The sequence below is a fragment of the Methylobacterium sp. Leaf108 genome, from assembly GCF_001423265.1.
Taxonomy (GTDB): domain Bacteria; phylum Pseudomonadota; class Alphaproteobacteria; order Rhizobiales; family Beijerinckiaceae; genus Methylobacterium.
In genome coordinates, this window is the sequence record NZ_LMND01000023.1 from 175,767 (window position 1) to 196,173 (window position 20,407).

Sequence of the window (20,407 nt, forward strand, 5' to 3'; positions counted from 1 at the left end):
TCGGCTTGATTTTCCGGCCGGGATTGGCCTCTTAGGCGGATGACCGAGACCGCCTCCGCCTCCGCCCCGTCCCACGCATCCCCGGCGATCCGGCACGACTGGACCGTCGCGGAGATCCAGGCGATCCACGACCTGCCGCTGCTCGATCTCGTGTATCGGGCGGCCGAGGTCCACCGGGCGCACAACGATCCCGCCGACATCCAGCGGGCGAGCCTCCTGTCGATCAAGACGGGCGGTTGCCCGGAGGACTGCGCCTATTGTCCGCAATCGGCTCACCACAAGGAGGCCGGGCAGGTGCGCGAACGCCTGATGCCGGTGGATACGGTGCTGCGCGAGGCCGCCGCCGCCAAGGCTTCGGGCGCCCACCGCTTCTGCATGGGGGCGGCGTGGCGCCAGCCCAAGGACGGGCCGGAGTTCGATGCCGTCCTCGCCATGGTGCGGGGGGTCCGCGCCATGGGCATGGAGGCCTGCGTGACGCTGGGGATGCTCACGGCCTCGCAGGCGGGGCGCCTGGCCGAGGCCGGCCTCACCTCCTACAACCACAACCTCGACACCGGCCCGGACTTCTACGGCGACATCATCTCGACGCGGACCTACGAGGACCGGCTGACGACGCTGGAGAACGTGCGCGAGGCCGGCATCGGCGTCTGCTGCGGCGGCATCGTCGGCATGGGCGAGGCGATCAGCGACCGGGCCGGGATGCTCCAGGTCCTCGCCAACCACGCGCCGCATCCTGAGAGCGTGCCGATCAACGCCCTCGTCGCCGTGCCCGGCACCCCCCTCGAGGACCGTCCGCCCGTCGATCCCCTCGACATCGTGCGGATGTGCGCCACGGCGCGGATCGTGATGCCGCGCGCGCGCGTGCGCCTGAGCGCCGGCCGGAAGGAACTGACCCGCGAGGCCCAGATCCTGTGTTTCCTCGCCGGCGCCAATTCGATCTTCTACGGCGAGCGGCTCCTGACCACCGCCAACAACGAAACCGACGCCGACGCCGAACTCCTGCGCGACATCGGGATCACCGTCCCCGGCCTCGCACTGGCGGCCGAATAGGCATCGACGACCGGTCTACAGTTCGGCGATCGCTCAGGCTGGTTAACCGTCAGTGTCGCCGGCCGTTCTCCACGCCGCGACGTCATCGCGTGGCCGCCTGACACGGTCCTGCGCACGGCATCGTTCGACCACCCTCACGCGACCTTCGCGTCACCCTCGCCCGGGGCATAGCTGTCGGGAATGACGATCCGGAAGCAGGCGCCGGTGGTACCTTCGTCGAGGCCGAGGGTCGCTCCGTTGAGATGGACCAGCTCCGAGGCGATGGCGAGGCCGAGCCCGCTGCCGCCGGCCCGCATCGACCCCTGGAAGGGCGCGAACAAGGTCGCCCGCGCGCTCTCGGGCAGACCGGGGCCGTTGTCGGCGATCAGGATGACCACCCGCCCGCCGTCGCGGCGCGCGGTCACCGTGACGAGGGGGGACACCTCCTGGGTTCCCGCCGCATCGAGGGCCTGGACCGCGTTGCGCACGATGTTGATCAGCGCGCGCGAGAACTGCTCGGGGTCGACGAAGACCGTGAGCCCGGCCTCCGCCCGCGTCCGGATCGCGATCCGGGAATCGTGGCTCAGCCCGGCCAGATCCTCCATCTCGCTGAGGATCGGGGCGAGCAGGACATGGCGCCGCTGCGGGAACGGCTCGGTGGCGCGGCCGTAGGCCAGCGTCGCCTCGCAGAACCGGATCGCCCGATCGAGGGTCGCGATCAGGCGGGGAGCGACACGCTGGACCACCGGATCGGCGACTCCTTCGAGGCGGTCGCCGAGGAGTTGCGCGGTCGTCAGCAGGTTCCTGAGCTCGTGGTTGATCTTGCTCACCGACAGCCCGAGCCCGGCCAGGCGCCGCCGTTCCCGCAATTCGCCCGCCAGGGCCCCCTGCATCTGCGCCAGGGCGATCTCCGCCCGGCCGATCTCGTCCTTGCGCTGGGACGGGACGATGTTGCGGCCGATGCCTTCGGGGTCGTTGGCGAAGGCGCCGACGTTGGCCATCAGCCGGCGGACCGGACGCGAGACACGGCGGCTCACCACAAGGGAGACGAGACCTGCGATCGCCAGCGCCGACAGCAGGGCCGCGACCACAAGCTGGATCGCCACGTCGATCATCGAAGCCCGCATCTCCGTTTCGTCGACCAGGACCTCGACGCGAGGAAGCTGGGCGCGCGGGGCCGGACGGTCTTCGACGGCGGACGTGTGACGCGCGCTCCCGTGACCGACGACCCAAAGCGTCCGCATCGACCCGTCGAAGACGAGCGTTCCGGCCGCGGCCGTCGCGGCGGCGACCCCTTCGACGCCGATGTGGAGCTTGCGGCTGCCGGCGTCCGCTTCGGCAACGCTGCCGATGAGACGCCGGACGCCGACGGTCTCGACGGCGATGGCCCTGGCCCCGAGGGTGTCGAGCAGCAGCCGGATCCTGTCCTCCTGTGGGCTCCCGACGGGCGCGAACTCGACGGCGATGGCCGCGATCGTCGCCGCATTGAGGCGTTCCGACAGCCAGTCACGACGAACCTGGACGATCACTGCGATCGCCACGAGAAGTCCGATGGTAAAAACCAAGACGAAGACGGCGACGAACAGCCGGCCCGACAAGTCGAACCACCTCTCCGCACGGGCGCCGACTTCCCGACGGTCGGGTTGCACGGGCGAGGGATCTGTCTTGGCGACGTCGATGGCTGCAGTCATGTCCATACCGGTCGTTATCGCTTCGTGCCATCGTGTCGCGAACCGACCGTCGACCCCATTCGACGGCGCAGGGATAACGATAGCTTGTCGAGGGGCCAAGTCCGGCAAGATAGTCTTATACACGATCGACCGCACGCGCGGTCGTCATGCTCTGACCGTCAGGATACCATCATCGCACGACGTTGACGAAGGTTCACCGCGAGATGGGATTCTCGCCACATGGCCCGCCCCCCGTGCGGTCGTGATCAGGCGCCGCGTCGCCGTTGGCGCCGGTCGAACCAACGCTTGAGCGCCACCGAACCGAGCGCCAGGGCCGCCAGCGCGACGAGCCCCGCCACCGCTTTCGGCGTCGCGAACGCCCCGAACGACAGCGCGGCGTCGCAATCGAGGCCGGAAGCGGCCAAGCACGCCGCCCTGGCCGCTTCGTGGGTGGCCACGATATCCTCGATGGCCGCTCCCGCCGCCGCATAGACGAAGGCCCCGGGGATCAGGCCCACCACGGTCGCGAGAACGAAGGTCGAGAGCCGCACGCCGAAGGCGGCCGGGGCGAGATTGGTGAGCCAGAACGGAAAGACCGGCAGGAGCCTCAGCACGACGACGTAGCCGAAGGCATCCCGCCGGAACCCGTCGGCGAGGGCCGCGAGCCGGGGCCCGGCCCTGCGGGCGAGGAGGTCGGCGGCCGCCCAGCGCCCGATCGAGAACACGATGGCCGCCCCCGTCGAGGCCGCGGCGACGGCGAGGCAGGCTCCGGCGGTCATGCCGAACAGGAAGCCGCAGATCATCGTCAGGAACAGGGAGGCCGGCACCGAGACGACGACGCAACCCACGTAGACGAGCCAGGCCGTTGCCATCGCGCGGGCCGGGTTCTCGGCGACCGCCGCCGACAGCCAAGCCCGGGACGCGAGGAGTTGGTCGAGGTCGACGAAACGGGAAGCCCCGGACACGAGCACGCCGACGGAGGCCGCCACCAGAAGTGCGAAGGGCAGCCAGCGCAGGGCGGCCCCTCCACGCCAGCGCAGGTCGCCGCCGCTCCTCATGCGCACTCCTGGGTCGCCGCGCCCGGTCAGACCGGCTTGCGCATCCTCAGGATCTTGAAGAAACCGCCCGGGAAGGTCGGGGCGACCCCGATGAACTCGACGCCGTTCCTGCGCGCCCAGGCCTCGATCCGGGTCGACTTGAAGTCGGAGGACCAGCCGATCTTGGTGCAGAGCGGCGCCACGATCTCCTCGACCTTGGCCATGGGGCCGTCGCTCTGGCCGAAGTGGTTGGCGAGCACGATCTCGCCGCCAGGCCGCACCACGCGCAGGAACTCCGAGAGCGCCCCCTCCGGGTCCGGCACCAGGGTGATCAGGAACTGCGCCACGACCGCATCGAAGCTGCCGTCGGCATAACCGAGGCGGCACACGTCCATGACCTGCAGGCCGCGCACATGCGAGAGCCCGCGACGCAGGACCTTGCGGCGCGCCCGCTTGAGCATGTCCTCGGACAGGTCGACCCCGCACACGAAGCTGCCGGGCGGGTAGTAGCCGAGCGACAAGCCGGTCCCGACGCCGGCCTCGAGGATGCGCGGGCCGCAGGCGACCGCCGCCTGGACCGCGTCGCGGGCGGCCGGCTCGGTCAGCTTGTCGTAGACCACGTCGTAGACCGGCGCCCACCGCGCGTAGGCCTTGCGCATCAGCGCGGTGCTCGGACCGGCCTGCGGCTCGCTCAGCATGTCGACCTCGTATCTGGGGAGTCGGGGAAGGAGTTCAGGCGGCGCGGGCGGTTCCCGCCTGCAGGGCGTCGATCCGCCGGATGGTGCCGCCGCCCAGGACGCGAGCCCGCGGCCCGTCGTCGGCGTAGAGGACGCAGGCCTGGCCCGGCGAGACCCCGTCCTCGGGCAGCCCGAGCACGACATCGGCCTCACCCGTCGCGGGCCGGTAGCTCAGGGTCGCCGGCCGGGGCTCGCGGGTCGAGCGCACACGGACCGCCACCGGCATGTCGGTGATGCCGGCGGCCGGCATCGGTCCGAGCCAATTCACGTCGGTCAGGCGCATGCGGCTGGTGGCCAGCGCCGCCCGGGGGCCGACCACGACCCGGGCCGCGTCGGGCTCCAGGCGGATCACGTAGAGCGGCTCGCCCAGCGCCAGGCGCAGACCGCGCCGCTGGCCGACGGTGTAATGAATGATGCCCTCGTGCCGCCCCAGCACCCGGCCGTCGAGGTCGACCACGTCGCCCGGCCTGGCCGCGTCGGGGCGCAGCTTGGCGATCACGTCGGCATAGCGGCCCTGCGGCACGAAACAGATGTCCTGGCTGTCGGCCTTGTCCGATACCGACAGGCCGAGTTCGCGCGCCAGGCGACGAGTCTCGTCCTTGGGCAACTCGCCGAGGGGAAAGCGCAGGAAGTCGAGCTGCTCCGGGGTGGTGGCGTAGAGAAAGTAGCTCTGGTCGCGCGCCGGATCGAGGGCGCGGTACAGTGCCCGTTCGGGCGCGCCCGGGGCGATCGGCCGGCTCGCCACGTAATGGCCGGTGGCCAGGGCATCCGCGTCGAGGCTGCGGGCGAGGCCCAGCAGGTCGCGAAACTTCACGGACCGATTGCACTCGACGCAAGGGATCGGAGTCTCGCCGGCGAGGTAGCTCTCGGCGAAGCGATCGATCACCGCCTCGCGGAACTTATCCTCGTAGTCGAGGACGTAATGCGGAATGTCGAGGGATTCCGCGACGCGGCGGGCGTCGTCGATGTCCTGGCCGGCGCAGCAGGCGCCCTTGCGATGGGTCGCGGCGCCGTGGTCGTAGAGCTGGAGCGTGACGCCGACGACATCGTAGCCCTCGCGCTTGAGCAACCCGGCCACGACGGAGGAGTCGACGCCGCCGGACATGGCGACGACGACCCGCGTCTCGTGCGGAGCCTTGGGAAGGTCGAGGGAATTCATCGTGTCGCGGCTTGCCGGTGCCCGGAAGGGGAACGGACCCGTTCGCCCGCTCCCTTCCTATAGCGATCCCGCCCCGCAAGTTCCAGGGATGGCGGCGGTTTCGCCGCCGCATCCGTCATGGCGGCCCGGTCGGCACCGGGAGGTCGGCAGATCCTGCCGATCCGCGGCAGATTCGGCAGGGTCCGGCTGCGTACGCCGAGCCGGCGTTTCCGAAAAACCGTTGTTTTCGAGTGGCTTGAATGGCCGTCTATCTGGCTCGGCCCTTGCCATACCTCTTGCCGAGGCCGGGCGAGACGGATGACGATGCGGATCAACGAGACGGATGCACGGACGCCACAACCCTCGCGGACCCCCGCGCGCTCGAATGCTGCCGGCCAGGCCACCGTCGTCGAACGCTTCACCCTCGCCGGGGCCGACGCTGCGAACGACCCGGCGGCTCCCCGGCAGGCATCGCGGGCGGCCGAAGCGCGCGCCCGCCCCCCCGCGTCGACCGAGACCGCCGCGACGTCGGCCAGGACGGCCGATGCCGGAGCGGTTCCATCACGAGCGGCGCTCGACGGAACGCGCCGCGCCTCCGGTACCGAACCGGTCGGGCCCGGTCTCGTGGTCCATGAACGCAGACCGGGCCCGATCGCGAGGCCGCCCGTCCGGGACACCGATCCCGCTGCGGCTTCGGCGAGATCCGATGCGGCGGCCTCGGCGAGTTCGCCTCGTGTCGGTCCGCCGCCGGTGCCCGGCTCGACCGGGGCTCCGGTGTCCGGCCAGGCCCCCGTCTCGACGGTCTCGGGTGAAGGCAAAGACATCGCCGCCGCCGACGAGGACGAGGATAAGGACGAGGCTTCGACCGAGGCATCGCCGACGACCCTGCCGCTGCCGTCGTTCTTCTTTCCAACGCCGACATCCGGCGTTCGGATGCCGGCCGGCGAGCCGGATCCGGAGCAGGGCGACGCCTGGCCTGCCGCGGACGGAGAGACCGAACGCGAGCACGACGAAGCGACGTCCGGCAAGGCGGCTTCGCCCGACGCGAGCGCGCACGCTCCCCTCCTCCTCGCCGGACCCGAAGTCCCGGCCGCTTCGCAGGGCGACGCCCAAGCCCCCATCGCTGCCGGGCGGTCCGCCGCCGGCGCCGAGACGGCCGAGGGACACGCCCCAGCGTCGGACGCTGCCGGCCCGGCCGTGCCATCCAACGATCCGGCCGACGCGAGCTCCGCCGTTCCGACAGCCGCCGCGTCGTTCGCCGCGGAACTGGGTTCTGCGGCGCCGCGAGAGGAGGTCGCGGGCACGCCGGCGGATGGTGCACCGGTGGCGGGCGTGGCCGCCGCGGGCGTCGCCGCAGCCCCGGGCGGTCCGGCCTCGACCCCATCGGCCACCACCCCGCACCAGGGCCCGCCGGTTCCGATCGGCGCCGTGCCGATGACGATCGGCCTGCGCTCGCTGTCGGGATCGAGCCAGTTCCAGATTCGCCTCGACCCGATCGACCTCGGGCGTATCGACGTGACGCTCGCCATCGACAAGGACACCGGCACGGTGACGACCCGCGTGGTGGTGGACCGCCCCGAGACCCTGGCCCTGCTCCAGCGTGACGCGGGCAACCTGCAGCAGGCCCTGTCCCAGGCCGGGCTCGACGCCGGCTCCGGCATCGACCTGTCCCTGCGCGGCGACGGCGGTCCCGGGGGGCAGGGATCCGGCGACCCGCGGTCGGAGTCCCGGCCCGGCGAGGCCCGCACCCGGCCGGCCGGCGCGGATGCAGCCGCCCAACCCCTTCCCGACTACGCCGCCCCGCGCATGCTGCGCGGGATCGCCGGCATCGACATCCGGATCTGAAGGATCGCCATCATGACCGCCGGCATCAGTTCGCTCGCCAGTACCAACACCGCAGCCCTGACCGGGGTCGCGGCCGACAAGCAGGAGATCGCGGGCAACTTTCAACAGTTCCTCACGCTGCTCACGACCCAGCTGAAGAACCAGAACCCGCTCGATCCCCTGGATACCAACCAGTTCACGCAGCAGCTGGTGCAATATGCCGGCGTCGAGCAGCAGCTCAAATCCAACGACCGCCTCGACTCGATCCTGTCGAACGCCAAGTCGTCGAGCGCGGCCTCGGCCACCGGCTTCATCGGACAGACGGTCACCGCCGACGGCCGGACCGCGCAGCTCAAGGACGGGGCGGCGAACTGGAGCCTCACGCCGGCACGTGCGGCCAAGCAGGCCACCATCACGATCAGCGACGCCAAGGGAAACGTGGTGGCTACGCAGACGAAGGCGCTCATCGCCGGTGCCCAGACCTTCGCCTGGGACGGCCGCACCTCGTCGGGTTTCAGCTCGGCCAACGGCACCTATTCGATCAAGGTCGACGCCGTCGACGCCACCGGCGCCAAAGTTTCGGTGGATACCCAGCTCACCGGAAAGGTCGATGCGATCGACCTCACGGGCACCGAACCGGTGCTGCTCGTGGGGGCCTCGCGCCTGCCCGTTTCGAGCGTCCGGAACATCGGCGCAGGGTTATCCACATGACACGGTCAACGTCGGTTCAGATGCGATCGATCCGTTTCAAGATATTTTAAGTGGGCGCGCCTAACCTCAGGGCTCGACAGGTCAGTCGAGTTGTAGAGCGTATCATGACCGAACCGCACCGCCCGAGAGTGAAGTACGTCATCGGGCCCGATGGAAGCCCGTTGACGATTGCCGATCTGCCTCCGACCACGACCCGTCGTTGGGTCATCCGCCGTAAAGCCGAAGTCGTCGCCGCCGTCCGTGGCGGGCTCCTCAGCCTCGAGGAAGCCTGCCAACGCTACACGCTGACGACCGAAGAGTTCCTGAGCTGGCAATTTTCGATCGACCAGCACGGCCTGGCCGGACTTCGAACCACGCGGATCCAGCACTACCGTCACTGACGGGTCGGACCCGGAGCGATCCCGCTTTCGGCAGCAGGGTCGACATCGAAAACCGCGTCCATTCCGGTGGACGCGGTTTTTCGTTTCGGGGACCGAGCGATGCGTGCCCATCCTGTCCCCTCGGCCGATCCGGGACCACGAGCCCGGGCGCGCCCATCGACTTTTGGCCCCAAAGCGTCCCTATCGCTGCACGATGGAATCGACGTCCAGCCCGTCCGGGCTTACGGGCCGTCGCACGACGTCGGAGGAGCCGCCGGTGAAGGACATGCGCCGTCGCTTCCCACGTGCGACCGGGATCGCACGCCCATGACGAATGCCCGCACCGGGGCGGGGCTGGCCTCCACCGCGACCAGGGCGATCCTGCGGCGCCTGCCGCTGGCGGCCACCCTGATCGGCCTGGGCCTCGCCGTCTGGCTCGTGGCGACCAACGACACGGCCGCCATCGGCGCCGCCTTCGCGCGCATCGGGCCACTGGGCCTCGCCGCCATCGTCCTCGTGCGGATGGTCATCCTGCTCCTGTGCGGCCTCGGGTGGGCCTGCCTCCTCGACCGGATCGCCGCGGTGCCCCAGGCGGCCTTCGTCATCCTGCGGTTCGTGCGCGAGGGTATCAACACCCTGCTTCCCGTGGCCTCGGTGGGGGGCGACATCGTCGGCGGCCGGCTCCTCACGTTCTGGGGCGCGGCCGGCACCTTCGCCGCGGCCTCGATCCTGGTCGATCTCCTGATCCAGTCCGGGGCGCTGGTGGCCTTCGCGGTGGTCGGCGTGGTCCTGCTGCACCAAGTACCGGGAGAGCAGGCGACGCTGCTGGCGCAATGGGCGTCCCACGCCCTCATCGCGATGACGATCGTGCTGGCGGCCTTCTTCGCCTTCCAGCGCGCAGGAGCCCTGAGGCGCCTCACGAACCTCGTGGGCGACCTCGGCCGGCGATTCACGCGGGACGGCGGCGGTGCCGATACCGAGACCAAGCCCGGCGCCCCGGCGCAGGCCGGGGACGTTCAGGATGCCCTCGACCGGGTCTGGGCGGCGGGACGGCGACGGCCGCTCTTGTGGTCGACCGTGCTGCACGTCGCGGCCTGGTTCCTCGGGGCGGTGGAGATCTGGATCGCCCTCGCCTGCCTCGGCGTCGAGGGAGCGGGGCTGGCCGATGCGATCGTGATCGAGGCGCTCACCCAGGCGATCAAGGCGATGGCCTTCCCGGTCCCCAGCGGTCTGGGCATTCAGGAGGGCGGCTTCGTCCTGGTGGGCGGACTGTTCGGCCTCGACGCCGGAACGGCGCTGGCGCTCTCCCTGGTCAAGCGCGTGCCGGACGTGGTGCTGGGCCTGCCGGCCCTCATGGTGTGGCAGAGCCTGGAAGCGCGCCGTGGGACGGTGATCTGACGCCGTCGTCGAGGCTCGCTCGTCCTGCGACGGGCTCAGCCGGCGTCCGGCTCGTTCAGGAGGCCCTCGACGAATTCGGTCAGTCCCGTGCGCCGCGATCGCTTCAGGCGCTCGGACGTGAGGATGCCCTGCAGAGAGCGGAAGGCCTCGTCGAGGTCGTCGTTGACGAGCACGTAATCGTACTCGTTCCAGCGCTGGATCTCGAGCCGGGCGTTGGCGAGGCGCTTCTCGATGGTGGCGGGCGAATCCTCGGCCCGGCGCTCCAGACGGCTGCGCAACTCGGCCATGCTCGGGGGCAGGATGAAGATGGTCACCACGTCGTCGGCGAGCTTGCCCCGCACCTGCCGCGTGCCCTGGTAGTCGATGTCGAAGATCATGTCGCGGCCGGCGGCCAGGACCCGCTCCACCGGGCGCCGCGGCGTGCCGTAGAAGTTGCCGTGGACCTCCGCCCATTCGAGGAGGTCGTCGCGGGCGCGCAGGCTGTCGAAGGCCTCGCGGTCGATGAAGGTGTAGTGCTTGCCGTCGATCTCGGACGGGCGCCGCTGCCGGGTCGTCACCGAGATCGAGAGATCGAGGCCCCAGGTCGGGTCGCCGGCCACGGCCCGGGTCAGGGTCGTCTTGCCCGCCCCCGAGGGCGAGGACAGGATCAGGATGAACCCGCGCCGCCCGATGGTTGTGCCTGCCATGTGTCCCGGGACCTATTCGACGTTCTGAACCTGCTCGCGGAATTGCTCCACCACGGCCTTCAAGTCGAGTCCGATCCGCGACAGGACGACGTCGCCCGCCTTGGCGCACAGGGTATTGGCCTCGCGCCCGAGTTCCTGGGCCAGGAAGTCGAGCTTTCGGCCGATGCCGCCGCCGCCGCCTACCAGGTCCTTGACGCTGGCCAGATGTGCCTGCAGCCGGTCGAGTTCCTCGCGCACGTCGGCCTTGGCCGCCAGCAGCACCGCCTCCTGGTGCAGCCGGTCGCCGTCGAGGCCGCCCGCACCGGCGAGCGCCGCCACCGCCACGGCCAGGCGCGCCCGCACGGCCTCCGGCCTGCGGCTCGGGCAATCCTCGGCGGCCCGGGTCAGGCGCTCCATCGCCGCGATCTGTCCTGCGAGGATCGCGCCGAGTTGGCGGCCCTCGTCCCGGCGCGCCGCCACGAGATCGGCCACGAGGCGCGATGCGGCCTGCGCCAGGTCCCGCGACAGCGCGTCGGCATCGGCGGCGGGCTCCTCGTCGGCTTCGACCACGCCACGGATGCCCAGCAGACCGTCGAGGGTGGCCGGTGACATCCCGGGCGGCAGCGGCACCCGGGCGACGGAGGCGGCCAGGGAGGCGAGCAGCGTCTCGTTGATGCGCACGCGCGGCGGCGCCTCGGGCCGGGTGATCGACAGCGTGACCTGGCATTGCCCGCGGGTCAGCGCACGCTGGAGCGCCACGCGGGCGGTCTCGCCGGCGCCGTCGTAGCCGGTGGGAACCCGCAGGCGAATGTCGAGGCCGCGCCCGTTCACGCTGCGGACCTCCCAGGCCCATTGCACGGGGCCGGTGGTGCCGGCGGCACGGGCGAACCCGGTCATGCTCGACAGGGTCGCCTCTGGCGGCGCCGGTTCGGTCACGGCTGGCGCAGGGCCGGCACCGACTTGGCCGAATTGAGGTCGAAGGTCTTGTTGCGCAGGGGGTCGAGCTTCGTGCCTTCCGAGGCGTCGAAGGCCTTGGACTTCTGCGCCGTGGTGTCCTGTCCGGCGCCGAGGGCGAAGTTCGCCCCGCCCGGCGCATAGGCCGAGGCCTTGGCGCCGGCGGCCGATTCCACCGGCGGCTCGGCCTTGTCGACCGGGGCCGCGTCGGGGGTCGCCGGTGACTGGCGACTGCGCTCGACCTGACGCCAGCGCGCCACGTTGCGGCTGTGGCCTTCGAGGGTCTCGGCGAAGGCGTGGCCGCCGGTGCCGTCGGCCACGAAGAACAGGTCCTTGGTCCGGGAGGGATTGGCCACAGCCTCGAGGGCGGCCCGGCCGGGATTGGCGATGGGGCCGGGCGGCAGGCCTTCGATGACATAGGTGTTGTAGGGCGTCGGCCGGTCGATCTCGGACCGTTGGATGCCGCGCCCGAGGGTGCCGCGGCCGCCGACCAGACCGTAGACGATGGTGGGGTCCGACTGCAGCTTCATCCGCTTGTTGAGGCGGTTGACGAAGACCCCGGCGACCCGGGGGCGCTCGTCGGCGCGGCCGGTCTCCTTCTCGACGATGGAAGCGAGCGTCACCATCTCGGCCGGCGTCTTGACAGGGACCTCGGCGTTGCGGCGGGCCCAGATCTGGTTGAGCACCTCGCGCTGCTTGGTGCGCATCAGGTTGAGGATCTGCTGGCGGGTGGCGCCGCGCTCGAACTTGTAGGTGTCGGGCAGGAGCGCGCCCTCGGGCGGGATCTCGTTGATGTCGCCGGCCAGCACGTCGTCGTCGTTGAGGCGGGCGACGATCTGCTCGCTGGTCAGCCCCTCGGGGAAGGTGATGGCGTGCTGCACCTGCCGTCCGGCGGCGAGCACGTCGATGACGTCGGCGAGGCTGGCATGGGCCTTGAATGGATACTCGCCGGCCTTGAGGGCCTTGCCGCTGAGGCGGGCGGCGATCTCGAACAGGCCGGTATGGGCGATCACGCCCTCGCGGGTCAGGGCTTCGGCGATCTCGCTGGTGCCGCTGCGCGAGGGGATGACGACGACCTTGTCGGCCGGCAGCGGACCCGGCTCGCGGGTCTGCCGCTGGAAGACCGAGAGGCCGATCATCGCGGCGATCGCCACGACGACGAAGAGGGTGAGCAGGCCGCTGATGGTGCCGACGAGGCCACCCCGGCGCCGCTCGGGCCGGGTCGGCGGCGCCGGGGCGGCGGTGGGCTTGATGGCCTCGCTCGGGCTGCGGGGCGAGAGGCGGATCGGTTGGGCCGGCTCGTCCGCGGGAGCGGAGGGCGCTGGCGGCTGGCGTCTGCGGAACATGAACACCCTGTGCGGATTTCGGAAGCGCCGATCGCCGCCACACTCACGTGGCCCTGCGCCGCAACCACCGTCAAGCTTGGCATCGATCGCCGGAGTCTAGCGATTTTTATGGCCAAAACGCGATCCGGCGACGCCCTCGTCGGGATCGTCAGGAATCGAGCAGCTCCTCGTCGCACACCACCTTCGCGGTGCGCTGGTTCTCGCTTCGAACGTCGAAGCGCGGTGCCTCCGCCCGCGCGCCCTCGTGCGCGGCGTGGGCCATGAAACAGCGCATCACGTGCGCGACGCCCGCCGGGGTCACCGCGCGCAGGTTGTCGGCGAAGTAGCGCCCTTGCGTGGTCGGCGCCGTGACGATCTCGTAGGAGGGGAAATAGAACACCTCCGGCCGGGCGGCGCAGACCTCCTCGGCGACCACCCGCAGGGCCGCCTTGCTGTAGGCGTTGGCGACCAGGACGTGGCGGTCGGCGTAGGTCATGGCCAGCGGCACCGGCGAGACCGTGAGGATGACCCGGGCCGCCGGGTTCACGCCGCGCAGGGCATCGACGAAGGCGAGCATGTCGGCGGTCATCTCGGCCACGCCGGCATTGGCGAAGCCGACCTCGGCGGGGTCCCAGATCCCGCCGGCGACGCCGGGCGGAAGCGGCAGGGCGGCGCCGTCTGCGCTGTCGCGCCATCCCTCGGTGAGGCCTAGGGTGAACACCAGGGTGTCGAGGGTCTGGAACAGGGTGCGGACATGGGCGAGATGGACCTCGCGGGCCGTCGCCACGGCCTCGGGGCTTTCGTGGCCGGCCGGATCGATCCGCGGCCGGAACGGATCGACGAAGCGCCCGTCGGCACGCTGCCAGGCCTCCAGGCGCGGCGCGAAGGTGCCGAAGGCGCGCTCGAACAGCTGAACGAGCTGGCGCGTCGTGTAGATGTTGCCGTAGCGCGCCGAGAAATCCCCTTCCCCGTCCGCGGATGCGGTGGTGGCGGTGCCGGCCGACGGCGTTTCGACGACGAGGAAATTGAAACCCTCCGCCTTCAGGGCGCGGGCGACGTGCTGGGCAAAACAGCTCCCGGCGGTGGCGATGCGCTCGGTCCGCGTCAGCCGGAAGCCGGCGGCGCCGGTGGGGTCGAGGGCGAAGGGCGGGGTTCCGGCCACGGCCTTCCGCCAGGATCGACGGTCGGGCAAGGCGGAATAGGGGTTCGTCGCGAACGGGTCGGCTGTCGGTCGATCGGACGCCATGGGTCCTCCTGCGATCGCGGTACGGCGCTCAAGGGGCCGATGCTTGTTCTCGTCAGGCAATGGTGAGACAACCCGACCATGCCGATTATCGACGTTCTGCGAAGGGTTCAACGCGGCGCCCTCTCCCGCCTCGCTCCCGAGAGCGCCACCGGATCGCCGCGCATCCTGGTGATCGGGATCTGCCAGGGTGCGGCGGTCGCCCGGGCGATGCGGCTCATCCTGCCGGGCGCCTCCGTGACCTTCGTCTCCGCCTTCAGCGCCGCCAAGACGTTCGCCCGCATGAGCGACCTCGTGGAGGCGGCCCAGGAGAGCGACGTCGTCTTCGCCAACACCTACCTGCCGGCCTTCAAGGACGGCGGCGACATCGAGACCCTGAGGGCCAGCGCCAACCTCATCCTGATGCCGTCGATCGTGTTTCCGGCGTTTCATCCGGACCTCGTGCACATCGGCGAAGAGGTGGTGCCCGGCGACGGCAACCTCCTCGTCGGTCCGATGGGGCGGTCGCATTCCGCTCTGGCTCTGTTCGGGTTCCGGGCCGGCCTCGATCCGGACGAGACGAGGCGGCTGTTCACGGCCGCGGTCTACCGGCGCCTGGGATACTTCGACGGCTGGACGGAATCGGTGGCCTTCCTGCGCCTGCTCGGCGAACAGACCGGCTACGACCTCGAGGCCGACCTCGCCCGCTGGACCCGCCGCGGCTGCTTCATGCATGCCACCAACCATCCCAAGATGTACGTGGCCGCCGACCTCGCCCGCGGCCTCCTCGACAAGGCCGGGATCGCTTACGGCGACTGCGACCTCGATGCCTATCTCGCCGACGAGTTCATCCGCCTCGGGACCTGGCCGGTCTACCCCGAGATCGCGGAGTACTACGGCGTCCCGGGCAGCGCCCTCTTCCTGACGCCGGAATTCGCCAAGACCGGACGGTCCCGCACCATGAGCCTGTCCGGCTTCATCGCGGAGAGCTACGGCCTCTACGCGCAGCGGCCGACGGAGAGGCTGGTCTGTGCGCGGGTGGATGCCTGGCTCGCCGATCCCGCGATCCACGCCGATCTCGTCGCGGCGGCGCGCGACGGTCTCGCGTCGCGTCCAGCGACCGGGCTCCCGGTCGCGACGGCGGAAACCGTCCCCGCGTGAGCGATCCGCCGTCGGGCTAAGCCTCGACGCGGCGCATCACCAGGGAGGCGTTGGTGCCGCCGAACCCGAAGGAGTTCGATAGGACGACGTCGACCCGCTTGCGCTTGGCTTCGTGCGGCACGAGGTCGATGGCGGTCTCGACGGAGGGATTGTCGAGGTTCAGCGTCGGCGGGATGACCCCGTCGCGGATGGTCAGGACGGAAAAGATCGCCTCGACCGCGCCGGCGGCACCCAGGAGGTGGCCGATGGCGGACTTCGTCGACGACATCGAAGCCTTGGCCGCGCTCTCACCGAGGAGGCGTTCGACGGCCTTGAGTTCGAGCTCGTCGCCCATCGGCGTCGAGGTGCCGTGGGCGTTGATGTAGTCGATGGCCGAGGGGGCGATGCCGGCCCGCTTCACGGCGGCCGTCATGCACCGGAAGGCGCCGTCGCCGTCGGGGGCGGGCGAGGTGATGTGGTAGGCGTCGCCGGTGAGCCCGTAGCCCACGACCTCGGCATAGATCTTGGCGCCGCGAGCCTTGGCGTGCTCGTATTCCTCGAGCACCACGACGCCGGCGCCCTCGCCCATCACGAAGCCGTCCCGGTCCTTGTCGTAGGGCCGCGAGGCGCGGGCGGGGTCGTCGTTGAACCCCGTCGACAGGGCGCGGCAGGCCGCGAAACCCGCGATGGCGAGGCGGTTGACGGGAGATTCGGCGCCCCCCGCCAGCATCACGTCGGCGTCGCCGAACTGGATGAGACGGGCGGCATCGCCGATGGCGTGGGCGCCGGTGGAGCAGGCGGTGACCACCGCGTGATTCGGGCCCTTGAGCCCATGGGCGATCGAGACCTGGCCGGAGGCGAGGTTGATGATGCGTCCGGGAATGAAGAACGGCGAGATGCGCCGCGGGCCCTTGTCGTGAAGGGTCACCGACGCGTCGTAGATGCCGCCGATGCCGCCGATGCCCGAACCGATCATCACGCCGGTGGCGCATTGATCCTCGTGGGTCTTGGGGTGCCAGTCGGCGTCGTCGAGGGCCTGGCCGGCCGCCGCCATCGCGTAGACGATGAACGGATCGACCTTGCGCTGCTCCTTCGGCTCCATCCAGCGGTCGGGATCGAAGGTGCCGTCGCTGCCGTCACCGAGAGGAACCGAACACGCGATGCGGCAGGCCAGGTCATCGACGTCGAAGGCCGTGACCTTGGCAGCGCCGCTGTCCCCGGCGATCAACCGGCTCCAGGTGGCTTCGACTCCGCTCCCGAGCGGGGTCACCATCCCCAAACCCGTCACCACCACCCGACGCATCGCGTTATCCCGAACCGGTCCCGTCATACTCGTCAAACGTTCGGCGCCCGGGGTCGTTCGACCCTGTTCCAGGCGCCGTTCCGTCTCAACGTCTCAAGCGGAGTTCTTCTCGAGGAACTTCACGGCATCGCCGACGGTCTGGATCGTCTCGGCGGCGTCATCCGGGATCTCGACGTTGAATTCTTCCTCGAACGCCATCACGAGCTCGACGGTGTCGAGGCTGTCGGCGCCGAGGTCGTCGATGAAGTTCGCCCCCTCGACCACCTTCTCGGGCTCGACGCCCAGGTGCTCGACAACGATCTTCTTCACGCGCTCAGCGATATCGCTCATCGTTCTTGGTCCTTAGCTATTCGATCGTGATGGTGAAGGCGCCGTGGCCGCTCCTCAGATCCGACGTTCGTCGGAGGCGGCGTGTGTCCGATCGCGCGGGGTTCTGCAAACCCGCTATACGCTGATCCGTCAACCCCCCAAGCACGGCAGGCGGGGTGGTAGCATAGGGTTCCGGCGCTGGCGAGGGGCCGTTCACAAGCCATTCATCGGTGTGGTCTTTCTGCGAATTCTACGGTCTTCGCCCGGTGTGCGGCGCAGCAATCGAGGCCGGGGCGGATCGTCAATACATCGCCATGCCGCCGTTGACGTGCAGGGTCTGGCCGGTGACGTAGCCGGCTTCGTCGGAGGCGAGGTAGACCGCCGCCGCGGCGACGTCGCCGCCGCTGCCGAGGCGGCCCATGGGCACGCGCGTCAGGATCGTCTCGCGCTGCTTGTCGTTGAGCCCGTCGGTCATCGGCGAGGTGATGAAGCCCGGTGCGATGCAGTTGACCGTGAGGTTGCGGGTGGCGACCTCGGCCGCCAGCGCCTTCGTCATCCCCACGAGGCCGGCCTTGGCGGCGGCGTAGTTGACCTGGCCCGGATTGCCGGTGGCGCCCACCACCGAACCGATGTTGACGATGCGGCCGTGGCGCCGGCGCATCATGCCCTTGACCGCCGCCCGCGACAGCCGGAAGGCGGCGGTGAGGTTGACCGCGATCACGGCATCCCATTCCTCGTCCTTCATGCGCAGGAAGAGGTTGTCGCGCGTGATGCCGGCATTGTTCACCAGGATGTCGAGGCCGCCCATGGCCGCCTCGGCGGCCGGCACCAGGGCCTCCACCGCCGCCTTGTCGGAGAGGTCGGTCAGCAGGGGATGAACCCTGTCGCCGCCGAGTTCGCCGGCCAGCCCGTCCAGGGCCTCGCTGCGGGTGCCGGAGATCGCGACCACGGCCCCTTGCGCATGCAGCGCGCGGGCGATGGCGCCGCCGAGGCCGCCGGTGGCGCCGGTGACGAGGGCCTTGCGGCCGGTCAGGTCGAACATGGGGCTTCCCTCGGGTTGTTGGGTCTGGGCCCGCGCGTCAGCGCAGGTCCGGGAACGCGGCGACGTCCTCGGGCGTGCCGATGGCGCCGGCCTTCGCCTCGGGGGCGATTCGCTTGACGAGGCCGGTGAGCACCTTGCCGGTGCCGATCTCGTGGAAGCTGTCGACGCCGGCGGCGACCATGGCGAGCACGCTCTCGCGCCAGCGCACCGTGCCGGTGACCTGGGCGACGAGGGCATTTCGGATCGCCTCCGGATCGGTGACGGGGGCCGCCAGGACGTTGGCGTAGACCGGCACGACGGGAGGCTGGAGCCGCACGCCGTCGAGCGCGGCGCGCATCGCCTCGGCGGCGGGCCCCATCAGCGAGCAGTGGAACGGGGCGGAGACGTTGAGCATCACGGCGCGCTTGACGCCGCGCCCCTGTGCGATGGCGACCGCCCGCTCGACGGCCGCTCTGGTGCCCGACAGCACCACCTGCCCGGCGCCGTTGTCGTTGGCGACCTCGCAGACGTCCGCCTCGGCGGCCTCGGCCGCGATCGCTCCGGCCGTCTCGGCATCAGGCCCGATCAGCGCCGCCATGGCGCCCTGCCCCGGCCCGGCCGCCTTCTGCATGGCCGCGCCGCGCAGCCGCAGCAGCCTTGCCGCGTCGGTGATCGTGACCGTGCCGGCCGCGGCCAAGGCCGTGTATTCACCGAGCGAATGCCCGGCGAGGCAGGCGACGTCGCGCTTCAGGTCGAGGCCGCGCTCGGCCTCGAGCACGCGCAGGGTCGCGAGGCTCGCCGCCATCAGCGCGGGTTGCGCATTGGTGGTGAGGGTCAACGCGTCGGTCGGCCCCTCGAACATCAGGCGCGACAGGCTCTCTCCCAGCGCCGCATCGACCTCCTCCAGCACGAGACGTGCCTGAGGAAAGGCCTCGGCCAGGGCCCGACCCATGCCCACCGACTGGCTTCCCTGACCTGGAAAGATGCATGCCCGCGTCATCGGTCCTCGTCGTCGTGCCGGGTTGCCCCAAGAGGGCGGCGCAGTCGCACCCGAGGCCACCTGTGTCAACATGGCACTGCGAAGTGCGGTTGCACCGCTGCCGGCGATCCGCCCGGTTCAACCCTCGTCGAAGAAGTCGACCATGCCGGTGTCGAGGCTGTAGGAGGCGCCGACGATGCGCAGCTTCCTGGCCCTGAACGGATCGATGAGTGCCGGTTCCGAGGCATCGCGCAGACGCGAGACGACGCGGGACACGTTGGCCCGCACGCTGTTTTCGATCAGGTCGCCCGGGGCGTTGCGCACGGAGAGCACGGCCGGAACGATCGGCTCGATCATCCGGCCGATGGAGCCCGGGAAGAGGGTGTTGTTCTGGACGACATCGGCCGCCGCCGCGACGGCGCCGCAGCGGCTGTGGCCCAGGACGAGGACGAGCGGAACGCCGAGCTGGGACACTGCATATTCGATCGAGCCCAGGGCCGCGGTATCGACGGTGTTGCCGGCGTTGCGCACGATGAAGAGCTCCCCGAGCCCGCGCCCGAACAGGATCTCGGGCGAGACGCGGGAATCCGAGCAGCTCACGAGGATACAGAAGGGCGTCTGGCCCAGCGCGATCTCGATGCGCCGGTCCCGGCCCTGCACCGAGCGGACCGGGCTGTCGGTCTGGTAGAGGCGGTTGCCCTCCTTGAGCGCGGCGAGCGCCTGATCCGGCGTCATGTCGGTCTTGCGTGACGACGGGGCCGCGGCGAGGGCGAAGTTCGGGAGTGCGGTGGCCGCAAAACAGGCCGCTCCCATAGAGCACCCGCAACCAAGGAGGCGACGCCGGCTGAGCATGGTGGTCATCGGTGAGGTACATCCTAAGCGGGAAATGGATCGGCGCGAGCCTTAGGGCCGCGCCGGACCGATGTCGCCCGGACGATATGCAGCGCGCCGACGCGGGGATTGGCGGCGACGCGAGGACGTAGCCGCACCTCAACGGGGTGGCTCGCACGCTCCTTGTTGCAGGGCGTCATGCGGTGTAAGAGCCATGCTCAGCCCCGACATCCGTTTTCAAAGAAGGAGCCGTCCGCCATGGCTCGCGTCACCGTTGAAGATTGCATCGACAAGGTCGAGAACCGGTTCGAGCTCGTCCTGCTCGCCAGTCACCGTGCCCGTCTGCTCGCCGCCGGGGCGCCCCTGACGATCGACCGCGACCGCGACAAGAACCCGGTCTGCGCCCTGCGCGAGATCGGCGACGCCACCATCACCGCCGACGACCTCAAGGAACAGCTCATCCACTCCATGCAGAAGTACGTGGAGGTCGACGAGCCCGAGGCCGAGACCGTGCCGCTGCTGTCGAGCTCCCCGGCCGCCGCCTCGGTTGCCCCGCCCTCCACGAGCGACGACAGCGCCGTGCAGTTCGACCGCATGAGCGAGGAAGACCTCCTGCGCGGCCTCGAGAACCTGGCACCCCCGACCGAGACCGAGGAAGAGGGCGAATAGCGCCTTCTGGACCAGAGACCTCCGTCGCGACGACGAAACCCGGCCCTGGCGCCGGGTTTTTTCGTCGCGACGCGCGATTATCGCAG

The 20,407-nt window shown here is 70.5% G+C and carries 20 protein-coding genes; 7 read left to right on the top strand and 13 right to left on the bottom strand.

The features are described 5' to 3' along the window. Positions 1–39: 39 nt before the first annotated feature. Positions 40–1,050, top strand: coding sequence for a biotin synthase BioB (gene bioB, locus ASF39_RS11900; protein WP_056284120.1), 1,011 nt, complete (start codon positions 40–42; stop codon positions 1,048–1,050). Positions 1,051–1,184: 134 nt separating this feature from the next. Here the strand turns inward: bioB and ASF39_RS11905 are convergent, their stop codons facing one another. The 4 genes from ASF39_RS11905 to mnmA all read right to left on the bottom strand — a co-directional run bounded on the left by ASF39_RS11905 (position 1,185) and on the right by mnmA (position 5,632). Beyond that, complete coding sequence (locus ASF39_RS11905; protein WP_056284454.1) at positions 1,185–2,720, bottom strand: HAMP domain-containing sensor histidine kinase; 1,536 nt, start codon at positions 2,718–2,720, stop codon at positions 1,185–1,187. Between the two features lie 245 nt (positions 2,721–2,965). Further along, entirely contained in the window at positions 2,966–3,757 is a 792-nt protein-coding gene (locus ASF39_RS11910; protein WP_056284124.1) for a VTT domain-containing protein, read from the bottom strand. A gap of 26 nt (positions 3,758–3,783) precedes the next feature. Continuing rightward, complete coding sequence (locus tag ASF39_RS11915; protein WP_055885691.1) at positions 3,784–4,434, bottom strand: methyltransferase domain-containing protein; 651 nt, start codon at positions 4,432–4,434, stop codon at positions 3,784–3,786. A 34-nt stretch (positions 4,435–4,468) separates the two neighbouring features. Further along, entirely contained in the window at positions 4,469–5,632 is a 1,164-nt protein-coding gene (mnmA, locus tag ASF39_RS11920) for a tRNA 2-thiouridine(34) synthase MnmA (RefSeq protein ID WP_055885693.1), read from the bottom strand. Between the two features lie 729 nt (positions 5,633–6,361). Between mnmA and ASF39_RS21320 the strand changes: the two genes are divergently transcribed. From ASF39_RS21320 to ASF39_RS11940, 4 genes are all read left to right on the top strand, one after another. Continuing rightward, entirely contained in the window at positions 6,362–7,456 is a 1,095-nt protein-coding gene (locus ASF39_RS21320) for a flagellar hook-length control protein FliK (protein WP_244472383.1), read from the top strand. Between the two features lie 12 nt (positions 7,457–7,468). Continuing rightward, positions 7,469–8,146, top strand: a complete 678-nt coding sequence (locus ASF39_RS11930; protein ID WP_056284130.1) for a flagellar hook capping FlgD N-terminal domain-containing protein — start codon at positions 7,469–7,471, stop codon at positions 8,144–8,146. 104 nt (positions 8,147–8,250) lie between these two features. Next, positions 8,251–8,526, top strand: a complete 276-nt coding sequence (locus tag ASF39_RS11935) for a DUF1153 domain-containing protein (protein ID WP_055885701.1) — start codon at positions 8,251–8,253, stop codon at positions 8,524–8,526. Between the two features lie 306 nt (positions 8,527–8,832). Then, a complete protein-coding gene (locus tag ASF39_RS11940) occupies positions 8,833–9,903 on the top strand; it encodes a lysylphosphatidylglycerol synthase domain-containing protein (RefSeq protein WP_056284133.1) in 1,071 nt (356 codons plus the stop codon). A gap of 35 nt (positions 9,904–9,938) precedes the next feature. Here the strand turns inward: ASF39_RS11940 and gmk are convergent, their stop codons facing one another. The 4 genes from gmk to ASF39_RS11960 form a co-directional block, all read right to left on the bottom strand. Then, a complete protein-coding gene (gene gmk, locus ASF39_RS11945; protein ID WP_055885709.1) occupies positions 9,939–10,589 on the bottom strand; it encodes a guanylate kinase in 651 nt (216 codons plus the stop codon). Positions 10,590–10,601: 12 nt separating this feature from the next. Further along, complete coding sequence (locus ASF39_RS11950; protein ID WP_056284135.1) at positions 10,602–11,465, bottom strand: YicC/YloC family endoribonuclease; 864 nt, start codon at positions 11,463–11,465, stop codon at positions 10,602–10,604. A 35-nt stretch (positions 11,466–11,500) separates the two neighbouring features. Further along, entirely contained in the window at positions 11,501–12,868 is a 1,368-nt protein-coding gene (gene mltG / locus ASF39_RS11955; protein ID WP_056284138.1) for an endolytic transglycosylase MltG, read from the bottom strand. Positions 12,869–13,016: 148 nt separating this feature from the next. Continuing rightward, positions 13,017–14,093: a GSCFA domain-containing protein gene (locus tag ASF39_RS11960; protein WP_056284142.1), complete on the bottom strand. Its 1,077-nt coding sequence runs from the start codon at positions 14,091–14,093 to the stop codon at positions 13,017–13,019. A gap of 78 nt (positions 14,094–14,171) precedes the next feature. Here ASF39_RS11960 and ASF39_RS11965 point away from each other — a divergent pair, with 78 nt between their 5' ends. After that, positions 14,172–15,230: a WcbI family polysaccharide biosynthesis putative acetyltransferase gene (locus ASF39_RS11965; RefSeq protein WP_056284148.1), complete on the top strand. Its 1,059-nt coding sequence runs from the start codon at positions 14,172–14,174 to the stop codon at positions 15,228–15,230. A gap of 16 nt (positions 15,231–15,246) precedes the next feature. Here the strand turns inward: ASF39_RS11965 and fabF are convergent, their stop codons facing one another. From fabF to ASF39_RS11990, 5 genes are all read right to left on the bottom strand, one after another. Continuing rightward, positions 15,247–16,512 carry a beta-ketoacyl-ACP synthase II gene (gene fabF, locus ASF39_RS11970; RefSeq protein WP_055885724.1) on the bottom strand — a complete coding sequence of 422 codons (1,266 nt, stop codon included), beginning with the start codon at positions 16,510–16,512 and terminating at the stop codon, positions 15,247–15,249. 93 nt (positions 16,513–16,605) lie between these two features. Next, on the bottom strand, positions 16,606–16,842 hold the full coding sequence (locus ASF39_RS11975; protein WP_018044468.1) for an acyl carrier protein: 237 nt from the start codon (positions 16,840–16,842) through the stop codon (positions 16,606–16,608). A gap of 280 nt (positions 16,843–17,122) precedes the next feature. Then, positions 17,123–17,863, bottom strand: coding sequence for a 3-oxoacyl-[acyl-carrier-protein] reductase (gene fabG, locus ASF39_RS11980; RefSeq protein WP_055885727.1), 741 nt, complete (start codon positions 17,861–17,863; stop codon positions 17,123–17,125). 37 nt (positions 17,864–17,900) lie between these two features. Beyond that, complete coding sequence (gene fabD, locus ASF39_RS11985; protein ID WP_056284150.1) at positions 17,901–18,842, bottom strand: ACP S-malonyltransferase; 942 nt, start codon at positions 18,840–18,842, stop codon at positions 17,901–17,903. 117 nt (positions 18,843–18,959) lie between these two features. Continuing rightward, positions 18,960–19,556: a carbonic anhydrase gene (locus ASF39_RS11990; protein ID WP_348271517.1), complete on the bottom strand. Its 597-nt coding sequence runs from the start codon at positions 19,554–19,556 to the stop codon at positions 18,960–18,962. Positions 19,557–19,910: 354 nt separating this feature from the next. Between ASF39_RS11990 and rpoZ the strand changes: the two genes are divergently transcribed. Then, entirely contained in the window at positions 19,911–20,321 is a 411-nt protein-coding gene (gene rpoZ, locus ASF39_RS11995) for a DNA-directed RNA polymerase subunit omega (protein WP_055885734.1), read from the top strand. Positions 20,322–20,407: the final 86 nt, after the last annotated feature.